Below are 19,185 nucleotides of genomic sequence, written 5' to 3'. Positions count from 1 at the left end.
CTTTATTGTCCCGTTGCTTTTTTTCCATCTTATTGACACTTTACAACGATGTAACACGTATGAATGGTAGAGCGAAGGAGGCCGATAACGTGCGAGAACAGATCAACGGTAGCTGGTATGCGGCACGTCTTCGTGTACGCTATCAAGAAAGTGACCAGATGGGCGTGGTCTACCACGCGAACTATTTGAATTGGTTTGAAATCGGTCGAACTGAGATGATTCGCCAAATGGGGTATACATATCGTAAAATGGAGGAACAGGGGTTACTGCTTCCCGTAACCGGACTGGATGTGAAGTATCACAAGCCTGCCCGATGTGATGATGAGATTATCATTTTCACCCGTATTGCTGCATTTAGTGGTCTTCGACTGAACTATGAGTATGACATAAGACGCATGTCTGAAGAACCTGATGAGCATATGGCGATTGGAGAACGGGTTTGGTCAGCTGATGAATCACTTCCCGGTGAGCGGCTAGTTACAGGTTCTACCCAGCATGTATGGGTGAATGGGGACTGGAAGCCAGTTCGGCTGGATAAGGCAGCTTCTGAGCTATACAGCGCGCTTGAAAAGGTGTGGCTTTCGGGAAAGGGGTAATACGTCAATGCGAAAATGGATGTGGGCTTTACTCTTAATCATTCCGGTGATTGAATTATTTGGTTTTATTCTGATGAGTGACTGGATCGGAGCCGGAAAGACATTGCTTCTCATGATTCTCACGTCCTTGATTGGTATAGCAATGTTGCAGTTTGAAGGGCGAAAAGTACTTGTGGACGCCAAATCCGAAATGGAGCGTGGCAAGGTACCTGGAAGAAAAATGGTCGATGGTCTTTTTATTTTTGTCGGTGGGTTCTTGCTCTTGATTCCAGGTTTTGTGACGGATCTGATCGGGTTTACACTGGTATTTCCATTAACACGTCCGGTTTACCGTCTGTTCTTCCTGGGGTGGCTGGAGAAAAAAATGAAAAGTGGCAAAATTACGTTTTATCGTCGTCCGAAATGAAACACCAGTAGTTAAGCAAAATGGAAAAGGCTCCGCTCAGCAGATGATTTCTGTTGAACGAAGCCTTTTTTTATTTTTCCTGTGTGTTCATAAGAGTTAATGCCTCATCGGACACGGCCGTTGATGATATACGTTCTGAGGTCGCGTAATACGTTAGCCCGATTGAACGCATCGAGGATCACGAGACTGACAGGGCCAATAATCAAGCCCAGAACACCGAACAACTTCAAACCCACAAACATGCCAACCAGCGTGGCGAGTGGGTCGAGCCCTACACTACTTGCAAGTACCTTCGGTTCAATAATCTGACGGGCGATCAGTAAGATCAGATAGATAATACTAATGCCAATGCCCAGATACAGATCCCCATTCATAAACAGGTATGCAGCCCAAGGCACCATGACCAGACCGACACCCAGATAAGGAAGCAGATCGACCAGACCAATCATCAGAGCGATGGTGAAGGCTGAATTGACTTGCAATATTAGCAGTCCAATCATGACGAATAGTGCTGTAATCGAGATCATGATCAATTGTGCTCTTACATACCCAAACAATGCCTTCTTCAGGTCAGTCCATATGTCTGATATTGGCTTGCGAATGGAAGAGGGCACCCAGCCCGATACGGTAATGCTATGCCGGGTCCAGCTTTTGCTAATGAAGAACGTAGACAACAACACAACGATTAATACCGCGCCCATGTTCGGCAGGGAGGTCAGGAGACTCAGGATCATATTAAAAAATCCGGTGACCAGATCGGTCAATGCTGTACCTACCGTTTCGGTCGTTTTACTAATATTGCTGTTGATGGTTTCCTGGTAGTTGGGATTTTCCTTGTAAAATTCATTGATCTGCGCAGTCAAACTTTGAATGGTGTCATTTTGGGTCCAGCGTACAAACGTGTCCTTAATCTCATCAACATGAAGATCAAAGCTTGTCGTAAGTGAAATGACTTCTTTTACCATGCGGGTAATCGCCGCAGACAGTACCACTGCAATGGCTCCAAAATAAAGGATCAATGAAATAGTCACAGCCAGCCAGCGGGGGAATCGTGCTCGATGCTGAAGCAGACTCACTAATGGATTCATGGCATAGGCGATAATCCAGGCAATCGCAAAAGGGTACAGAAGCGGGAACAGCAAGTATATGGCAACGGCGATCAGAATGGTCGCAATGATAACCCATAAGCCGCGGAGCATGCGTTTCATTATTATTCTATCCAAGCATCAACTCTCCTTATTTCAATTAAGCCGACCTATGTATGATCCATGAAGCAGTATTAGAAATAGATGGCTATCTTAATTAATATAGAGCATTTACAAGGTTTTGAAACGCCGGGATGTTACCAGAGCTAGTTCAAAAGCTGACTTTTGAACTAGCTCTACCGGGATTCTTTCTTTTGCCTAGAGTATGCCTTAGTATTACAGAATATAGCAATAGAAAGTTCTACATACGACAAGATTGGTTAAAAAACATTAAATGTCAATCTTGTTTTTGTAAATGCTTTCAAAAATGCTTTATCGGTCCGATAAAGAAGTTTGATGTGCGAATGAACTCTCATCATGTTCACATAAACGACAAAATCCAGTATGATGTTATAAGTAAATACTGATTGACAGATAGGAAAACCGTATTTTGAAATATTTGTTAATTTTAAAATGAAAATGTTTACAAAAAGAGAATAGGTGCATTTTGGCACTTATATGTCACTCTGGAATGGTTCCTGATTTCGCTTATTAAAGGAGAGATGTAATATGACAGCTACCAAAGGTCTGGAAGGCATCGTTGCAACAACCTCTTCGATCAGTTCTATTGTAGACGGTGTGCTCACATACCGTGGTTACGATATCGACGATTTGGCTGAACATGCCAGCTTTGAAGAAGTTGCCTATTTGTTGTGGTTTGGTAAATTGCCAACAACGGATGAACTGAAATCCCTTCGTAAAAGCCTGAGCGATTACGCGCCGATTCCGAGCGAGTTGATTGCACAAATCCAACTGTATCCGAAAAACGTCAGTACCATGGCAGCACTTCGTTCCGCTGTCTCTGCACTTGCACTGTACGACGAGCAAGCAGATGAGATGACAACGGAAGCGAATGAGAACAAAGCGGTTAAGTTGCAAGCACAGTTGCCAACGATTGTGGCAGCCATCGCCCGTATCCGTCAGGGCAAAGAACCTGTGGCTCCAAAAGAAGGCGCTTCCATCGCAGAGAACTTTTTATATATGATGACTGGTGAAGAACCATCCGAGACCGCAGTGAAAGCATTGGATCAAGCCCTTGTCCTGCATGCAGATCACGAGTTAAACGCTTCGACATTTGCAGCTCGTGTAACGGTTGCTACGCTGTCGGATATCTATTCCGGTGTAACTTCCGCCATTGGCGCACTGAAGGGACCACTGCATGGCGGTGCTAATGAAGCCGTTATGAAAATGTTGAATGAGATTGGTACGCCTGATCGTCTTGAAGCGGCAATTCAGGAAAAACTGAATAATCGTGAAAAGATCATGGGCTTTGGACATCGGGTGTACAAAAACGGTGATCCACGCGCCAAACATTTACAGAAGATGTCCAAGGAACTTGGCGAGATGAACAATGATACGCGCTTGTATGATATGTCTGTGAAGATCGAAGAACTGGTAACAGGACAAAAAGGACTGAAGCCTAACGTAGACTTCTATTCTGCTTCTGTATATACCCAACTGGAGATCGAACAGGAATTGTTCACTCCGATCTTTGCCATCAGCCGGGTATCTGGATGGACTGCGCATATTTTGGAACAGCTTGCGGACAATCGCATCATTCGTCCACGTGCGGAGTACACTGGTCCTACAGAACAGAAATACGTTTCTATTGAACTTCGCTAATAGCCGCAAAAACAGTATAATAATATGGACGAGGTGAAGGGTTGGAAAGCAGAGGCTTTACTGGCTTAAGCTCTCAGGACCCTTCTCTCAACAAGACTAGTGGTATGATGAATACTGCATATACGAAACCTAGGAGGAATTTTAACTATGAAATTAGAAAAATTTGCTCACCCAACTGAAGGCGAAAAAATCCAAATTGATAACGGTACACTTCAAGTACCTAGTAATCCGATTATTCCATTTATCGAAGGTGACGGTACAGGCCGTGATATCTGGAAAGCTTCCAAACGTGTATTGGATGCAGCTGTTGAAAAAGCTTATGATGGCAACAAAAAAATCGCATGGTATGAAGTGTTTGCTGGACAAAAAGCATTCGATACATACGGTGAGTGGTTGCCGAATGATACACTGGAAGCCATTCGTGAGTATATCGTAGCGATCAAAGGACCATTGACTACGCCAATCGGTGGCGGTATTCGTTCCCTGAACGTAGCCCTGCGTCAAGAGCTTGACCTGTACACTTGCTTGCGTCCTGTTCGTTATTTTGACGGTGTACCTTCTCCGGTAAAACGTCCTGAGTTGGTAGATATGGTCATTTTCCGTGAGAATACGGAAGATATCTATGCAGGAATCGAGTATGCTGAAGGTTCTGAAGAAGTGAAAAAAGTGATCCAGTTCCTGCAACAGGAGATGGGTGCTAACAAAATCCGTTTCCCTGAAACTTCCGGTATCGGTATCAAACCAGTTTCTTCCGAAGGTTCCAAGCGTTTGGTACGTGCAGCAATCCAATACGCAATTGATCATAATCGTAAGAGTGTTACGTTGGTACACAAAGGTAATATCATGAAATTTACCGAAGGTGCCTTCAAAAACTGGGGATACGAAGTGGCTGAAGATGAGTTCGCTGACAAAGTATTCACTTGGGCACAATATGACATCATCAAAGAAAACGAAGGTACAGATGCAGCGAATGCAGCACAAAAAGCCGCTGAAGATACTGGTAAAATCATCGTAAAAGATGCGATTGCTGATATCGCTCTGCAACAAGTATTGACTCGTCCAGGCGAATTTGATGTTATCGCAACATTGAACCTGAACGGTGACTATCTGTCCGATGCACTTGCAGCGCAAGTTGGCGGAATTGGTATCGCTCCTGGAGCGAACATCAACTACGTAACAGGACATGCTATCTTCGAAGCAACTCACGGTACTGCACCTAAATACGCGGACAAAGATGTCGTGAACCCTGGTTCCGTTATTCTGTCCGGAGTAATGTTGCTTGAGCACTTGGGATGGCAAGAAGCAGCTAACCTGATCTACAAAGGTATGGAAACATCTATTAACAATAAAACAGTAACGTATGACTTTGCACGTCTGATGGACGGCGCTACTGAAGTGAAATGTTCTGAATTCGCGGATCAAATCATTAAAAACCTGTAAGGGGAGATGTGAATCTTGACTATTCAGCGCAAAAAAATCACAGTAGTCGGCGCCGGTTTTACCGGTGCTACGACCGCATTAATGCTTGCCCAAAAAGAACTCGGGGATGTTGTGCTGGTTGATATTCCTCAACTGGAGAACCCGACGAAGGGGAAAGCACTCGATATGATGGAAGCAAGTCCTGTTCAAGGATTTGACAGTCATATCGTGGGTACTTCCAACTACGAAGATACTGCAGGTTCTGAGATTGTAATCATCACCGCTGGTATCGCCCGTAAACCGGGTATGAGCCGCGACGATCTGGTCAATACGAATGCGGGTATTGTGAAGTCCGTTTGTGAAAATGTGAAAAAATATTGCCCTGATTCCATCGTCATTATTCTAAGCAACCCGGTGGATGCGATGACTTATGCAGCTTATCAGACCCTTGGTTTTCCTAAAAACCGTGTTATTGGTCAGTCAGGTGTTCTGGATACAGCACGTTATTGTACCTTCATTGCGCAAGAGTTGAACGTATCTGTTGAAGATGTTCGTGGATTCGTTCTTGGTGGTCACGGAGACGATATGGTGCCTCTCGTTCGTTATTCGAGCGTGGGGGGCATCCCAATCGATACCCTGATTCCGGCAGACCGGATCGAATCCATTGTTCAGCGCACCCGTGTTGGCGGTGGTGAGATTGTCAATCTGCTTGGTAACGGCAGTGCATATTACGCACCGGCTGCTTCACTTGTTCAGATGACTGAAGCGATTTTGAAGGACAAGAAACGTATCATTCCAGTGATCGCTTATCTTGAAGGTGAATATGGCTATCATGATCTGTTCCTCGGTGTACCAACCATTCTGGGTGGTAACGGCATTGAGAAAATATTCGAACTTGACCTGACTGCGGAAGAAAAAGCAGGATTGGATAAATCTGCTGACTCGGTTCGCAACGTCATTTCGGTAGTAAACCTGTAAGTTTGAAAACTTTTTGAACAGAAGCTAAAAGAAAACCTCCGGTAAACCCGGAGGTTTTCTTTTCTTTGGATAAGTTCCCCAGTATAATGGGATGTGATGTATAGCACACCGAAAATGTTGAGGAGGATGAAAATTTTGACAATGATTATGTATCTGCTCCATATTGTTGGAGCACTGGCGATGGGATTCTATTTGATTCTGCCATTTGTGGTCGGTAAAATCCGTACCTTGAATGCTGCAGCACAAGAGGGAGCCTTTGCTTCGCTTCGTTCTTTGAACAAAGTCGCACAGTATGGACTTGTAATCCAACTTCTTACTGGTGGTTACTTGATGACAAAAGGCGAGTATTCTCATCTCTGGATGGCTGTCGTTGTTGTTCTGCTCTTGGCTATTGCGGCTATTGGAGGAATTATGGGTAAACCGTTGCGACTCGCTGCAGAAGGTGTGAAAAATAAGCGTGATGTGGGTCCTGAGCAAAGCAAGATCCGTATGTTCAGTACACTTCTGGCTGTATTCTTGCTAATCATGGTATACCTGATGGTGAATAATCAGGTGATCTAAGTGTGTTCTGTACGGTTAATCCAGCCTACAAAGATGTATTAGTAGTGGTTGGTTAAGCGTTTGCAGACGTCATTAGGACAAGTCCGAATGATATGTAAGATGGTGTTACGTTGAAACAAACAAAAATAGACAGCCTTATAGGCTGTCTATTTTTTGTTATTTCCAAGATGAAATCAGCAGTCCTCGGTTTATTTGAATTGGAACTATAGGGATCACAACTATACATAAGATCATGCATGTTCCATTAGACACGGTCTACATTGGTCAGGTTGTGCTCACAGTATATGCACGCACTGCATTTCGACCATTGCGCTTGGATTCGTACAAGGCAGTATCAGCGTCGCGCAACAAGGACTCCAGCGAATCCGTCCCTCCATTGTACTGGGCAATACCAAAGCTTGAGGTCAGCGTAATAGGCACTCCCTTAACATCCAGGGGGGCATTCAACAAGGCAACTCTCAGTTGCTCTGCAAGATTCTCGGCTTCTTGAAGCGAGGTATTGGGAAGAGCGATGACAAACTCTTCTCCTCCATAACGGGCGAACAACATCTCAGGGCTTAAATATCGATTACATACAGAGACAACATGAATAATGGCCTGATCGCCAACATCATGCCCGTAGGTATCGTTAATACGTTTGAAGTAATCAATATCAAATAAAATAAATGATACAGGCTTTAGATTAGGATGAGCTTCACTCAAAATCTCCCGTCCTCTATGCAAAAATTGAGTGCGATTATAGATTTTGGTCAGACCATCGAAATAAGCCAGTTGTTTCAGCTGTTCTTGCAAGAAGCGTTGTTCCGTTATATCGATTAGCATAATTAGACTGCCCACAGTCTGTGCATCCTTGTTATACACGTAAGATGTCCTGACCTGATAACAGACGGTCTCTCCGTTTAACTGCCAGTACAGATCGGTTTGCAATCCTTCCTTGTTGTAATCAACGGGAAACGTCTCTCCAGCAAGATTAAGCCAGATGTCATCCAAGAGTTGACCAATCATGGTTGTATTAAGCTCTGGCAACATGTCACGCAGAGATCTGTTGTAATCGACCAGTCGATTGGAACTATCCAGTACAATAACACCTTCACGCATGCTCTCGAAAATACTGTCTTTGGCGATGGGCACGATGGTGAGGAGACGAGAGGATAGGATGGCCCAGATATACATGGCAGATGTGATACACATGAGTACGGGTACGGGGTCCATTCCGCCAGGAGTCAAACCAAGCAAGTACAGAAAAGCAGCGACCATAGGAATAATCTGTGAAGTAATCAGAGTAAGTAATTGACGACGATACATCTTCTTGGTGTGTCTCCATTGTCCAATCAGAATGAGACAGGCACATAACAGACAGGAGAATGTAAATGCACCGTGTACAACATACCATTGACCCACTGCGATATCCATCAGAGGAACGGGACTATCTTCTCTCAACCATACTTTTTTATAAAAAAGATGATGAAAGTCATTGGTTGCAACCATACCTAGTGTAATGGAAGGGATTACAAACAATGCGGCAGTTACCTTTTTGGATAATGTTTTTCCTGTGTACTTTATCATCAACATGAGACCAAGAGAAGCGGAGAAGGGCATGCCTATATACTCCACGGTGGTCCAAAACTTCATCTGCTCCAACGTGTTGCTGGCCAGCTCAATTGCATAACCAAAAGTGTATATGGAGAGTGCTGCTGTGTAGAGAATGAATATTCTGGAACTGGGGATCTCGGATCTTCTGAAATAGGTATATAAACACAAAAAGACATTCAGCACGGCTGAAGTGGCTACGAGTGTTATATATGAATTAATATGCGATTCCATTGTCAGGTCTCCATGTTAGGTTAGGATGATTATACCAGTAAAAATGAGAGTTAAAACACATCAGTATACTGTACATTGTACATCAGCCCAAGCAGCATAGGAATACACTTTGTATCATGAAACAGTCTAATTTCGAATAAATTTCGAATTCTCTATAAAACAAGTAGTGATGCAATTGGTTTGTTTGATATCCATAGGAAGTGGTAAATAACGATTAGAGACAGCACACTGAGGGTAAAGTTGCTGTTCATCGCAGAAGAATAATCTGAACTGTTCATGCCATCCTACAGAATGAGACTTTTTCAGAGAACGAAAGACAAGGAAGGTTACAGTTAGAGTCCATGTCTTCTGTAATCCAAACATGTTCACATTTTGAGAGGAGAATGTTAGATGTCAACCAATACACAACAAAATCAAAAAACCATGCCAGCACAGCACCAGGATCAACGCCCCGGAATTGAATCGGAGATGCATCCCAGACCGGAGTTTGAGAAGCCGGAATATAAGGCAGCAGGCAAACTGACGGATAAGGTGGCACTCATTACAGGGGGAGACAGCGGAATTGGACGTGCTGTTGCTGTAACGTATGCCAAGGAAGGCGCGGATGTCGCGATTGTATACCTAAGCGAGCACGAAGATGCCAAGGAAACGAAGCGACAGGTCGAGCAAGAAGGACGCAAGTGCATTTTGATTGCCGGGGATATTGGTGATGATGCCTTTGCGAAGAAGTCGGTTCAGCAGACAGTGGATGAACTGGGCAAGCTGGACATTGTCGTGAATAACGCTGCAGAACAGCACCCGCAGCAGAATCTGGAGGATATTACGCCCGAACAACTGGAGCGAACATTCCGTACCAATATCTTCGGCATGTTCTATGTGACGCAGGCAGCCCTGCCACATCTGAAGAAAGGCAGTACGATTATTAATACAACCTCCATCACAGCCTATCGCGGCAGCCCGACCCTGCTTGACTATTCCTCTACCAAAGGAGCAATCACTTCGTTTACACGTTCTTTATCGATGAATGTGATTGAGAAGGGAATTCGTGTTAATGCCGTTGCGCCAGGGCCGATCTGGACACCGCTCATTCCATCCACTTTTGATGAGAAAAAGGTAAGTGAGTTCGGTGCAACGCAACCGATGAAGCGGCCGGGACAACCGGATGAACTGGCTCCAGCCTATGTATATCTTGCTTCAGATGATTCCTCGTATGTGAGCGGACAGGTGATACATGTGAATGGCGGCGAAGTGGTTAACGGATAATACGTTAAGAAGGTTTAGTTTGTATAGGCTTGATTATAGATAGGCGTATCGCTTTCAGCATGGCTGAGCGGTGCGCCTTTTTGATATCAGGGGGATGTATAAGTCAAAGAAGCGGTTTAGCACTGTTTACAAAAGTCGGCATCTCTGTTGATACAACTATGATATTTTATTATTAGCCTTGTCTGACTGGAAACTCTCTAATCTGTGATATGATAGATCGAGCAATTATACTCGGAGGGGCAAGTCATATGAAAATGAGCAAACAGAATGCAGCGCATTATATATGGGGTGGGCATTGCGATGGCTGGCACCTTGTTCAAAATGAAACACTGAGCATTATTCATGAACGAATGCCCGCAGGAACGGCTGAAATACGACATTATCATTCGGTAAGCCGTCAGTTTTTTTTCATCCTCAGCGGTGAAGCATGTATGGAACTTGATGGAGAGACGTTTGTGCTGGAAACCCATGAAGGAATAGAGATTGCACCCGGAATGCCGCATCAGATGATGAATCAGAGCGAAGAAGAAGTGGAGTTTCTCGTGATTTCCAATCCGGGTACCCGTGGGGACCGAATTGAACTGGATTCAATATAGGCATATTCATTAAATATTAATCTGATCATAAAGGAAGAGATAGATGAGACCGTTCCGAATTCGCCTTGCCATCATTATGATGGTGCTGATTGGTGTATCCGTCATTGTGGCTGGATATACGATGGGCAGAGTGTTTAAGACTACGCATATAACCGCATTGGAGCAAACCATGGTGCGCGAAATTAATTTGCTCAAAGCCACTTTTCCATTCCATGATGCAAGTGATCCAACCTCTGAAGCCACACGAAAGTATTATTCTGATCGGGCGCTGGAACTGGATCGTCTGACGGATTCCCGGGTAACCTTCATCAATAAAGACGGCACGGTTATTGGAGATTCCGAGAGTAATCCAGCATCGATGGATAATCACTTGAACCGGGAAGAAATCAAGGGTGCGGTAGGGGATGGATACGGGCAGTCCATACGTTACAGTGAAACATTGGGACAGGACATGTTGTATGTAGCGCTACCTGTTAATTCGGATCAAAGTGACATGATTGAAATGCCGAGTGGCAAATTTGATGGCTACATTCGCCTTTCCATGAGTCTGCATGCGGTTGATCAGGGTCTTCAACGTGGTTGGATGATTATGTTTGCTGCACTTGGGCTATTGTTCTTAATTGTCGCATTTGTCAGTTATCGGGTTGCACGCGGATTAACCTCCCCGATTGAGCATATTACAAAAGTAGCTCATCGGATCACCAAGCTGGAATACGATGCCAGAGTTGATGTAACGCGTAGAGATGAGATTGGACAGCTGGGGCTTGCGATCAACGGAATGGCAGACAGCTTGCAGTCCCAACTGAAGACGATTCGGGATAATGAAGCATTGCTACAGAGTGTCCTCGCGAATATGACGGGCGGCATTGTCATGATCGACGCAGGGCAATCCATTGCACTGGTCAATCGGGAAGCGGAGCGTATGCTGGGTATTCAGGCAGGAAAAGTTACGGGTAAACCTTATACTGAATTGAAAAGACACTACGAATTAACACGTACCATTGAAGAGAGTGTTGCACTGAAAGAACGGATGCATGAAGAAGTGAGTGTGTTTAACCCGGAGGAAAAACTGATCCGTCTTGATGGAGTACCGATGTCCGAAGATGATGGCGGGTATCGAGGCATGTTGTTCCTGTTGCAGGACGTGACGGCGATTCGCCGATTGGAGTCGATGCGCAGTGAGTTTGTCGCAAATGTATCTCATGAGCTCAAGACACCTGTTGCTGCGGTCAAAGGTTTTGCCGAAACGTTGCTCAGTGGAGGGGTACAGGATAAGGAGACGGAACGCTCATTCCTGAAAATCATCTATGATGAAGGAGATCGACTTAACCGATTAATTGGGGATATTCTGGAGTTATCCAAAATTGAATCTAAACGTGCGCCGCTGCAATGTTCACCTGTTCATGTACACTCTTTCTTCGAAATGGTGCTGGGCACCTTGTCCAAAGTGGCGGAGAAAAAGCAGATTCGTCTCGAAATGCATGTTCCGGAGGAACTGTACATTGAAGCGGATGAGGACAAGATGAAGCAGATATTTATCAACCTGTTATCGAACGGAATCAACTATACCCCGGATGGTGGACGAGTGAAGTTACAGGTAACGATGGATAACGATGATGAAGTGGTCTTTGCGGTGTCGGATACAGGCATTGGCATACCGAAAAAAGATCTGCCGCGAATCTTCGAACGGTTCTATCGCGTGGATAAAGGCAGATCCCGTAATTCAGGGGGCACGGGCCTTGGACTTTCCATCGTTAAACATCTGGTGGAATTGCATCATGGCAAACTGTCTGTAGAGAGTGAACTGGGCATGGGAACAACGTTCCGGGTTATCCTTCCATTCATTCAGGATGAAGAGATGTAGGCTTCTGGTATCAAAATGTAAAAAGTGTGTATTGTTTTACACCGCGTTAACAAATTAGTGCTATGATATAAAAAGTGTTGTGGCAACAGACAACCTATGAAGAGAGAAGGGGTATCATGGCACAGCGTTTACTAGTTATTGAAGATGAACCTACATTATCAAGATTACTCACGTATAACCTGACACAGGAAGGTTACGACGTTACGGCAGAGGATCATGGATCTGCAGGATATGATCGGGCCTTGTCCCAGGAATTTGATCTCATTTTGCTGGATTTGATGCTTCCGGGCATGAATGGTCTGGACATTCTGAACAAATTAAGAATACAGGGTGTCAGTACACCGGTTATCATTCTGACGGCCAAGAACGGTGAAGCCGAGGTTGTACAGGGACTGAAATCGGGTGCCGATGATTATATTACCAAACCATTTGGTGTATCTGAGTTATTAGCCCGAGTGGATGCGGTATTAAGACGTTATTCCAATGGCGAAGATTTACCACAGCTTGAGGACAAAGATGGCTCACGAATTATTCTGGGAGAGCTGGAGATCTATCCTTTGAAATATGAAGTGACACTGGGCGGACAATCCATCAGCCTTCGTCCAAAAGAGTTCGAAGTACTTCTATATTTGGCCAAAAAGCCGGGTGTGGTACTAACAAGGGATGATCTGATGAACGCTGTGTGGGGCTTCGATTATATTGGAGGTCAACGAACGGTGGACGTACACGTCAGCTCATTACGTAAAAAGCTGGAGCTGGACCCGGAATCGGTTCACATTGATTCCATTCGTGGTGTAGGTTATAAATTGGTTGTCAAAAGAAAAACTCCCCATCATTCAAGTTAGCAATGATCGGGGAGTTTTATTTTACGTTCGTTTAACATAAAGGAGGATTTTACTTTACGTAGAGGGAGTAGCATGGACTTATCTGGGTGATACTTTATACCTACATAATCTATCTCAAGACGGAGCTAATACGTAAAGGAGATTGCGCATTTATGCCCATGTTGCTCGAAGTGAAACCTGACCAGCCTCATGTTGTTTTACATAGTGAAGAATTAATAACATCCGAAATGAAGCATAGTGAAGTAACGGTTGTTGCTGAAGAACCAGTAATCCATTTGCAAGACTATTATCGTCAGGTACCTGTCGCGGGGGTCCATACGACCTGTGGAGAAGCTGCGACGATGATGAATCAAGATCAGGAGCACCCATGTATTGTACTGTGTGATGAGCAGATGAAACCTACTGGATTGTTAATGCGAGAGACGTTATATCGCATGTTAAATGGCCGTTTTGCCGCAGATCTGTTCTACCGTAAGCCAGTCATACAAGTAGTGAATACATCTCCGGTTATAGCAGATATTCATATGGAAGCCTCAACGATTATTGATATCGCACTTGGACGGAATGAACAGCATTTCTACGATTGTCTGCTGGTTACGGACCAAGGCATACTGCTTGGTGTGCTGACGATGCGTGACGTAATGTCGCTCTCCCGCAGATTGCAACAGGCTTCTTCGGCAGAACGGGTACGTACGGTGTCCGAGAGCAGACAGGAGATATCCAGAATCAACGATGCGGTCACCAAGCTGGTGCATGCAGCGAATCAGACCGTTCATGAGGCCCGTGAGATCATGGCATTGTCCAAGCAGGGTGAAGAGAGTTTGAAACACGTTGATGCTTCCTATAACCGGGTAAATCAGCATATGGAGAGTCAAGGTCAACATGCGGATCACATGCTGAATTCGATCAAAACAGGTTCAGGCATGGCACAATCCATTCGCTCCCTGGCAGATCAAAGTGGTCTCCTCGCCCTGAATGCTTCCATCGAAGCAGCTCATGCCGGTGAATATGGACGAGGTTTTCAGATTGTTGCAGGCGAGATTCGAGCGCTCGCAAAACAGACCCGTGACGTTGCGGGGAACATGTCTTCATTGTTAGAGAATATTGGTGGATTGACCCTTCAGACTGTTGAACTGGTTAAGGCAAGCGGAGCGGAGATTGACGACAGTTCGGTACATGTCACCGCAGGGGGAGCAACGTTCCGACAACTGAACAGTGCGGTGAGAGATTTGTCTCGTATAGCAGAGGAGATCGCTATGGAAGGCGGGAAAGCTGGAGAAGTTGCAGAGCACATTCGTACGAAGCTGGATGAGATGGTTTCGAATAGTGAGTAATATAAAGTAGTCAATAAGGCAGACATCAGCAATCAGATTGATCCATCAAGCAGATCATGAAGGTTAAGGATGTCTTTTTTACATTCCGTTAACATGAAAGTGATACTATTTTTACAATGAAAGGGTAGGATATTAAAGATGGCCGAGCAGCGATGACAGATTATCAGCATCGGTCTCAACGTAAAGGGAGTTTTCGTGTCCCTGCAGCGAAGGAGAAGTGAACATCCATGAAGGACCTCATTCACATTGAAAATCTTAATTTATACTATGATACGCATCACGCGCTTAAAAATATATCGATGGATCTGCCGGAAAAAAACGTTACTGCGTTCATCGGGCCGTCAGGTTGTGGTAAATCGACATTGCTTCGAACGTTAAACCGGATGAATGACATGATTCCGGGTGTTCGTGTGGAAGGACAGGTTATGCTGAATGGCTCTGACATTTACAGTAATGAGATTGAAGTGGAGACACTGCGCAAACGAGTGGGCATGGTGTTCCAACAACCGAATCCTTTTCCAAAATCCATATACGATAACGTCGCTTATGGACCGCGCTTGCACGGGGTAACCCAAAAGGCTGAACTGGACCAGTTGGTGGAACAAAGTCTTGTCCATGCTGCACTGTGGGATGAAGTGAAGGATGTATTGAAAAAGTCGGCACTTAGTTTGTCCGGCGGACAACAACAGCGTCTCTGTATTGCACGGGCGCTGGCTGTACAGCCTGACGTTCTGCTGATGGATGAAGCAACGTCTGCACTCGACCCAATCTCCACATTGAAGATTGAGGAGTTAGTGAAGGAATTGCATCACAAGTACACGATCGTTATGGTTACCCACAATATGCACCAAGCGGCACGGGTATCTGGACGCACGGTATTTTTCCTGAATGGTGAAGTGGTGGAGGCAGCTGATACGGAGACGTTATTCTCCACACCGCAAGATTCCCGGACCGAGGATTATATATCTGGAAGGTTCGGTTAAGCGAGCTGAATTGGAATGATCCCGGCATACCCGGAGATGATGGATAAGGAGGACATGAAATCTATGATTCGCAGAAAAGAATTTGATCAGGAGCTTGAAGAGCTGCGTACCTTGCTCAAACAAATGGGTGAACATGTAGGAGCAGCATTGGATGGTGCTATTGAGAGTTTACAAACGATGAACGCCGAGAAAGCTCAGGTCATCATCAAGAATGATGCGAATCTGAATGCCCTTGAAGACAAAATTATGGAACTTGGCTCCAAACTGATCATCACACAACAGCCGGTGGCAAAGGATCTCAGACGTATTATCGTGGCATTCAAAATCTCCAGTGATCTGGAGCGTATGGGAGATCTTGCTCTCGACGTGGCGAAGGTGACACTCCGGATGGATGGACAGAAGCTGATTAAACCTTTGGTGGATATCCCGCAAATGGCAGAAATTGTGAAATCCATGATCGATGAATCCATCGAATCTTTCCTGAAAGAAAACACAGATCTGGCCTATAAAATGGCTCAGACGGACGATCAGGTCGATCAACTGTATAGCCACATGATCAGTGATCTCTACACGTTAATGACAGAGCACCCGAATCAGGCTTCTCAGGCTATGCTATTAATGATGGTTGGACGTTACATTGAACGGATTGGCGATCATGCAACCAACATTGGTGAGAGCACGGTATACCTGGTGACAGGTAAACGTCCAGATCTGAATCAATAGAAGAGTATTGATTTGGAATTGGGGAATCAGTACTGATTAAGTAATACAATCATATGAATGGAAAAGGACTTTCTCTCAGGTAGGCTGTGTACAGCTGTCTGTGGAGAAGGTTCTTTTTTGCGATTAAATATGAAGTGAAAGAGGCTATTCTTTTTGATGTGACAGGTGGGTATGGTATCATGAGAGTAGATGTAATTTGAAGAGGTTGACCATATAATACGCGAGGTGCTGGAATGGACAAGTTTATTCTCATAGATGGAAATAGCATTATTTACAGGGCGTTTTTTGCAATGCCGCCTCTGACCAACTCGAAAGGTCTGCATACCAATGCGGTATATGGCTTCACCACGATGCTGCTGAGACTGCTTGAAGAGCATAAGCCTACACATGTCATGGTTGCATTTGATGCAGGCAAAACCACGTTCCGCCACGAAGGGTATCAGGAATACAAGGGTGGACGGGAGAAAACACCACCAGAGTTGTCAGAGCAATTCCCTTTGCTCAAAGAACTGCTGAAAGGACTTGGCATCGCTCAGTTTGAGCTCGCTGGATTCGAAGCGGATGACATCATCGGAACGTTAACCAAACGCGCGGATGAAGCGGGCAGACAGATGCTCGTTGTATCGGGTGACAAAGATATGCTGCAGCTCGCCTCCGAACATGTACATATCGGGCTGACGCGCAAAGGGGTAACCGATATTGAACTGTATGATCCTGCTCAGATTAAGGAGCGTTATGGTCTGACGCCGCTGCAAATTATTGATCTCAAGGGTCTGATGGGCGATGCGTCCGATAATATTCCGGGTATTCCCGGGGTTGGTGAGAAAACAGCTTTGAAGCTGCTGCACCAGTTCGGATCGGTAGAGGATGTGCTGAACGGCACAAGTGAGCTGAAAGGCAAGATGAAAGAAAAGATCGAGGCCCATGCCGAAGATGCCCGGATGAGCAAACAACTCGCGACGATTCACCGGGAAGTTCCGCTGGAGCAGACGTGGGAGGATATGCAATTTGCTGGATTAAAAGAAGAACATGCTGGCCCTGCACTAGCTAAGCTTGAATTCAAATCCTTGCTCGAACGTCTGTCGTTCAGTGGCAGCATTGGTTCTGAACAGGAAGCGGTCCCTGCTGCCGAAGTGGAGTCTTTCATTGCAACAGAAGACAACATCAGTGAGCTTTTCAGTTCACTGGATTCCATTGATGTCCTCCACGTGGAGACACATGGGGATAACCCGCACCAAGCAAAATTGATTGGACTAGCTGTAGGTTCTGCTGGAACGTATACGTTCATATCTCCCGAATTGCTTCATTCCGAGGCTGCGGCTCCAGTGCGGGCATGGCTTGGTAATTCAGAGCAGCCCAAGCGCGGGTATGATCTTCATCGTGTAGATCTGGCCCTGCATGCGCATGGCATTGAATTCGCTGGTGCGTCATTTGATGTACAACTGGCAGCTTATTTGCTTGATCCAACGGAATCCAACCAGACGATTAGTGGACTCACGACCAAGTATGGTCTGCCATCACTTGTGGAGGATGACACGGTTATGGGCAAAGGGGCCAAGTACAAGGTGCCGGAAGTAGAGATCTTGGGTGATTTCCTATGCCGCAAAGCTGCTGCTGTCGCAGCCATTATTCCACTTCAGGAGCAGGTGTTGGAAACGGATGAGATGAATTCGCTGTTCCATGAACTGGAGATGCCGTTGTCACGCATATTGGCGGACATGGAGAAACAGGGCATTAAGGCCAATACAGCCGATCTACAGGCTTTGGGCAGTGAGTTTGAAGAACAGATCAGCAGGTTGATGGCTGAGATCTACAAGCTGTCAGGAACGGAATTTAATCTGAATTCACCGAAGCAACTGGGTGAGATTTTATTTGATAGACTGGGCTTGCCGGTAGTGAAGAAAACCAAAACGGGTTATTCCACAGATGCGGAAGTATTGGAGAAATTGGCTCCTTATAATGATGTGGTCAAGCATATTCTGCAATATCGTCAGCTTGCCAAGCTGCAATCCACTTATGTGGAAGGATTACTCAAAGAGATATCCGATCGGGATGGCAAGGTGCATACGTATTATCGTCAGACCATTGCTGCAACGGGACGACTTAGCAGTCAATTCCCGAACTTGCAGAACATTCCGATTCGGATGGAGGAAGGTCGCAAAATCCGGAAGGTATTTGTTCCTTCCGAGCCCGGATGGTCCATTTTGGCAGCAGACTATTCCCAGATTGAACTGCGTGTACTGGCCCACATTTCGGACGATGAGCGCTTGAAGGAAGCTTTTGTCAACGATATGGATATTCATACAAAGACCGCTTCGGATGTATTTGGCGTGAAGCCTGAGGATGTGGATGGAGATATGCGTCGTTCCGCCAAGGCAGTTAACTTTGGTATCGTTTATGGAATAAGTGATTATGGTTTGTCCCAGAACCTGCATATTACGCGTAAAGAGGCCGCGCAGTTTATTGACCAGTATTTTGAAGTATTCCAGGGTGTCCGCCGATATATGGATGACATTGTGAAGGAAGCTCGCCAGGATGGTTATGTCAAAACGCTGTTGGAACGACGTCGCTACCTGCCAGAGATTAACGCCAGTAACTTCAATCTGCGTTCCTTCGCAGAGCGTACCGCGATGAATACACCGATTCAGGGAACTGCGGCTGATATCATCAAGCTGGCCATGGTACAGATGGATGAAGCGCTGCGGGAACGCAAGTTGAAGAGCCGTATGTTGCTTCAGGTGCACGATGAGCTTGTATTCGAAGTGCCTGCGGATGAATTGGAACTGATGAAAGAGTTAGTCCCTTCAGTTATGGAAAAAGCATTGGAACTGTCGGTTCCGCTGAAAGCAGAAGTCAGCTTTGGTGATAACTGGTACGAAGCGAAATAAATCAAGTGTTGCGCGGTTTTTCCGGTATTTTACAATAG

Annotated in this window: 16 protein-coding genes; 14 read left to right on the top strand and 2 right to left on the bottom strand. The window is 45.4% G+C overall.

Annotated elements, in window-relative coordinates; all coding sequences use genetic code 11:
* Nucleotides 1-59: 59 nt before the first annotated feature.
* The gene (locus QVE09_RS09160; protein ID WP_397387021.1) at nt 60-596 is read left to right on the top strand and encodes an acyl-CoA thioesterase; all 537 of its coding nucleotides are present in this window, start codon (nt 60-62) and stop codon (nt 594-596) included.
* 7 nt (nt 597-603) lie between these two features.
* Nucleotides 604-1,002: an FxsA family protein gene (locus QVE09_RS09155; RefSeq protein WP_036609835.1), complete on the top strand. Its 399-nt coding sequence runs from the start codon at nt 604-606 to the stop codon at nt 1,000-1,002.
* A gap of 104 nt (nt 1,003-1,106) precedes the next feature.
* Here QVE09_RS09155 and ytvI read toward each other — a convergent pair whose 3' ends face one another.
* A complete protein-coding gene (gene ytvI / locus QVE09_RS09150) occupies nt 1,107-2,225 on the bottom strand; it encodes a sporulation integral membrane protein YtvI (RefSeq protein WP_315936558.1) in 1,119 nt (372 codons plus the stop codon).
* Nucleotides 2,226-2,756: 531 nt separating this feature from the next.
* On the opposite strand from ytvI, the gene citZ reads away from it, so the two are divergent.
* The 4 genes from citZ to QVE09_RS09130 all read left to right on the top strand — a co-directional run bounded on the left by citZ (nt 2,757) and on the right by QVE09_RS09130 (nt 6,827).
* Nucleotides 2,757-3,869, top strand: coding sequence for a citrate synthase (gene citZ, locus QVE09_RS09145; RefSeq protein WP_017689488.1), 1,113 nt, complete (start codon nt 2,757-2,759; stop codon nt 3,867-3,869).
* A gap of 147 nt (nt 3,870-4,016) precedes the next feature.
* Nucleotides 4,017-5,309, top strand: coding sequence for an NADP-dependent isocitrate dehydrogenase (gene icd, locus QVE09_RS09140; protein WP_315936557.1), 1,293 nt, complete (start codon nt 4,017-4,019; stop codon nt 5,307-5,309).
* A 15-nt stretch (nt 5,310-5,324) separates the two neighbouring features.
* On the top strand, nt 5,325-6,266 hold the full coding sequence (mdh, locus tag QVE09_RS09135; protein WP_315936556.1) for a malate dehydrogenase: 942 nt from the start codon (nt 5,325-5,327) through the stop codon (nt 6,264-6,266).
* A 135-nt stretch (nt 6,267-6,401) separates the two neighbouring features.
* Nucleotides 6,402-6,827, top strand: a complete 426-nt coding sequence (locus tag QVE09_RS09130) for a hypothetical protein (RefSeq protein WP_315936555.1) — start codon at nt 6,402-6,404, stop codon at nt 6,825-6,827.
* 264 nt (nt 6,828-7,091) lie between these two features.
* On the opposite strand, the gene QVE09_RS09125 is transcribed toward QVE09_RS09130, so the two are convergent.
* Complete coding sequence (locus QVE09_RS09125) at nt 7,092-8,651, bottom strand: histidine kinase N-terminal 7TM domain-containing diguanylate cyclase (RefSeq protein ID WP_315936554.1); 1,560 nt, start codon at nt 8,649-8,651, stop codon at nt 7,092-7,094.
* Nucleotides 8,652-9,041: 390 nt separating this feature from the next.
* On the opposite strand from QVE09_RS09125, the gene QVE09_RS09120 reads away from it, so the two are divergent.
* From QVE09_RS09120 to polA, 8 genes are all read left to right on the top strand, one after another.
* On the top strand, nt 9,042-9,914 hold the full coding sequence (locus tag QVE09_RS09120) for an SDR family oxidoreductase (protein ID WP_315936553.1): 873 nt from the start codon (nt 9,042-9,044) through the stop codon (nt 9,912-9,914).
* A 248-nt stretch (nt 9,915-10,162) separates the two neighbouring features.
* A complete protein-coding gene (locus QVE09_RS09115) occupies nt 10,163-10,510 on the top strand; it encodes a cupin domain-containing protein (protein ID WP_315936552.1) in 348 nt (115 codons plus the stop codon).
* Between the two features lie 43 nt (nt 10,511-10,553).
* Nucleotides 10,554-12,374, top strand: a complete 1,821-nt coding sequence (pnpS, locus tag QVE09_RS09110; RefSeq protein ID WP_315936551.1) for a two-component system histidine kinase PnpS — start codon at nt 10,554-10,556, stop codon at nt 12,372-12,374.
* A gap of 116 nt (nt 12,375-12,490) precedes the next feature.
* Nucleotides 12,491-13,219 (top strand): response regulator transcription factor, encoded by a 729-nt coding sequence (locus QVE09_RS09105; RefSeq protein ID WP_091032528.1) that lies wholly within the window; start codon nt 12,491-12,493, stop codon nt 13,217-13,219.
* Nucleotides 13,220-13,371: 152 nt separating this feature from the next.
* Nucleotides 13,372-14,553, top strand: coding sequence for a methyl-accepting chemotaxis protein (locus QVE09_RS09100; protein ID WP_315936550.1), 1,182 nt, complete (start codon nt 13,372-13,374; stop codon nt 14,551-14,553).
* A 227-nt stretch (nt 14,554-14,780) separates the two neighbouring features.
* The gene (pstB, locus tag QVE09_RS09095; protein WP_315936549.1) at nt 14,781-15,536 is read left to right on the top strand and encodes a phosphate ABC transporter ATP-binding protein PstB; all 756 of its coding nucleotides are present in this window, start codon (nt 14,781-14,783) and stop codon (nt 15,534-15,536) included.
* Between the two features lie 63 nt (nt 15,537-15,599).
* Entirely contained in the window at nt 15,600-16,259 is a 660-nt protein-coding gene (gene phoU, locus QVE09_RS09090) for a phosphate signaling complex protein PhoU (protein WP_017689478.1), read from the top strand.
* A 233-nt stretch (nt 16,260-16,492) separates the two neighbouring features.
* Nucleotides 16,493-19,147, top strand: a complete 2,655-nt coding sequence (gene polA, locus QVE09_RS09085) for a DNA polymerase I (RefSeq protein ID WP_315936548.1) — start codon at nt 16,493-16,495, stop codon at nt 19,145-19,147.
* The last annotated feature ends 38 nt before the right edge of the window (nt 19,148-19,185 follow it).

It is taken from the genome of Paenibacillus sp. ClWae2A, from assembly GCF_032452295.1.
Lineage (GTDB): Bacteria > Bacillota > Bacilli > Paenibacillales > Paenibacillaceae > Paenibacillus.
This window is presented reverse-complemented; position numbering and strand designations above follow the sequence as displayed.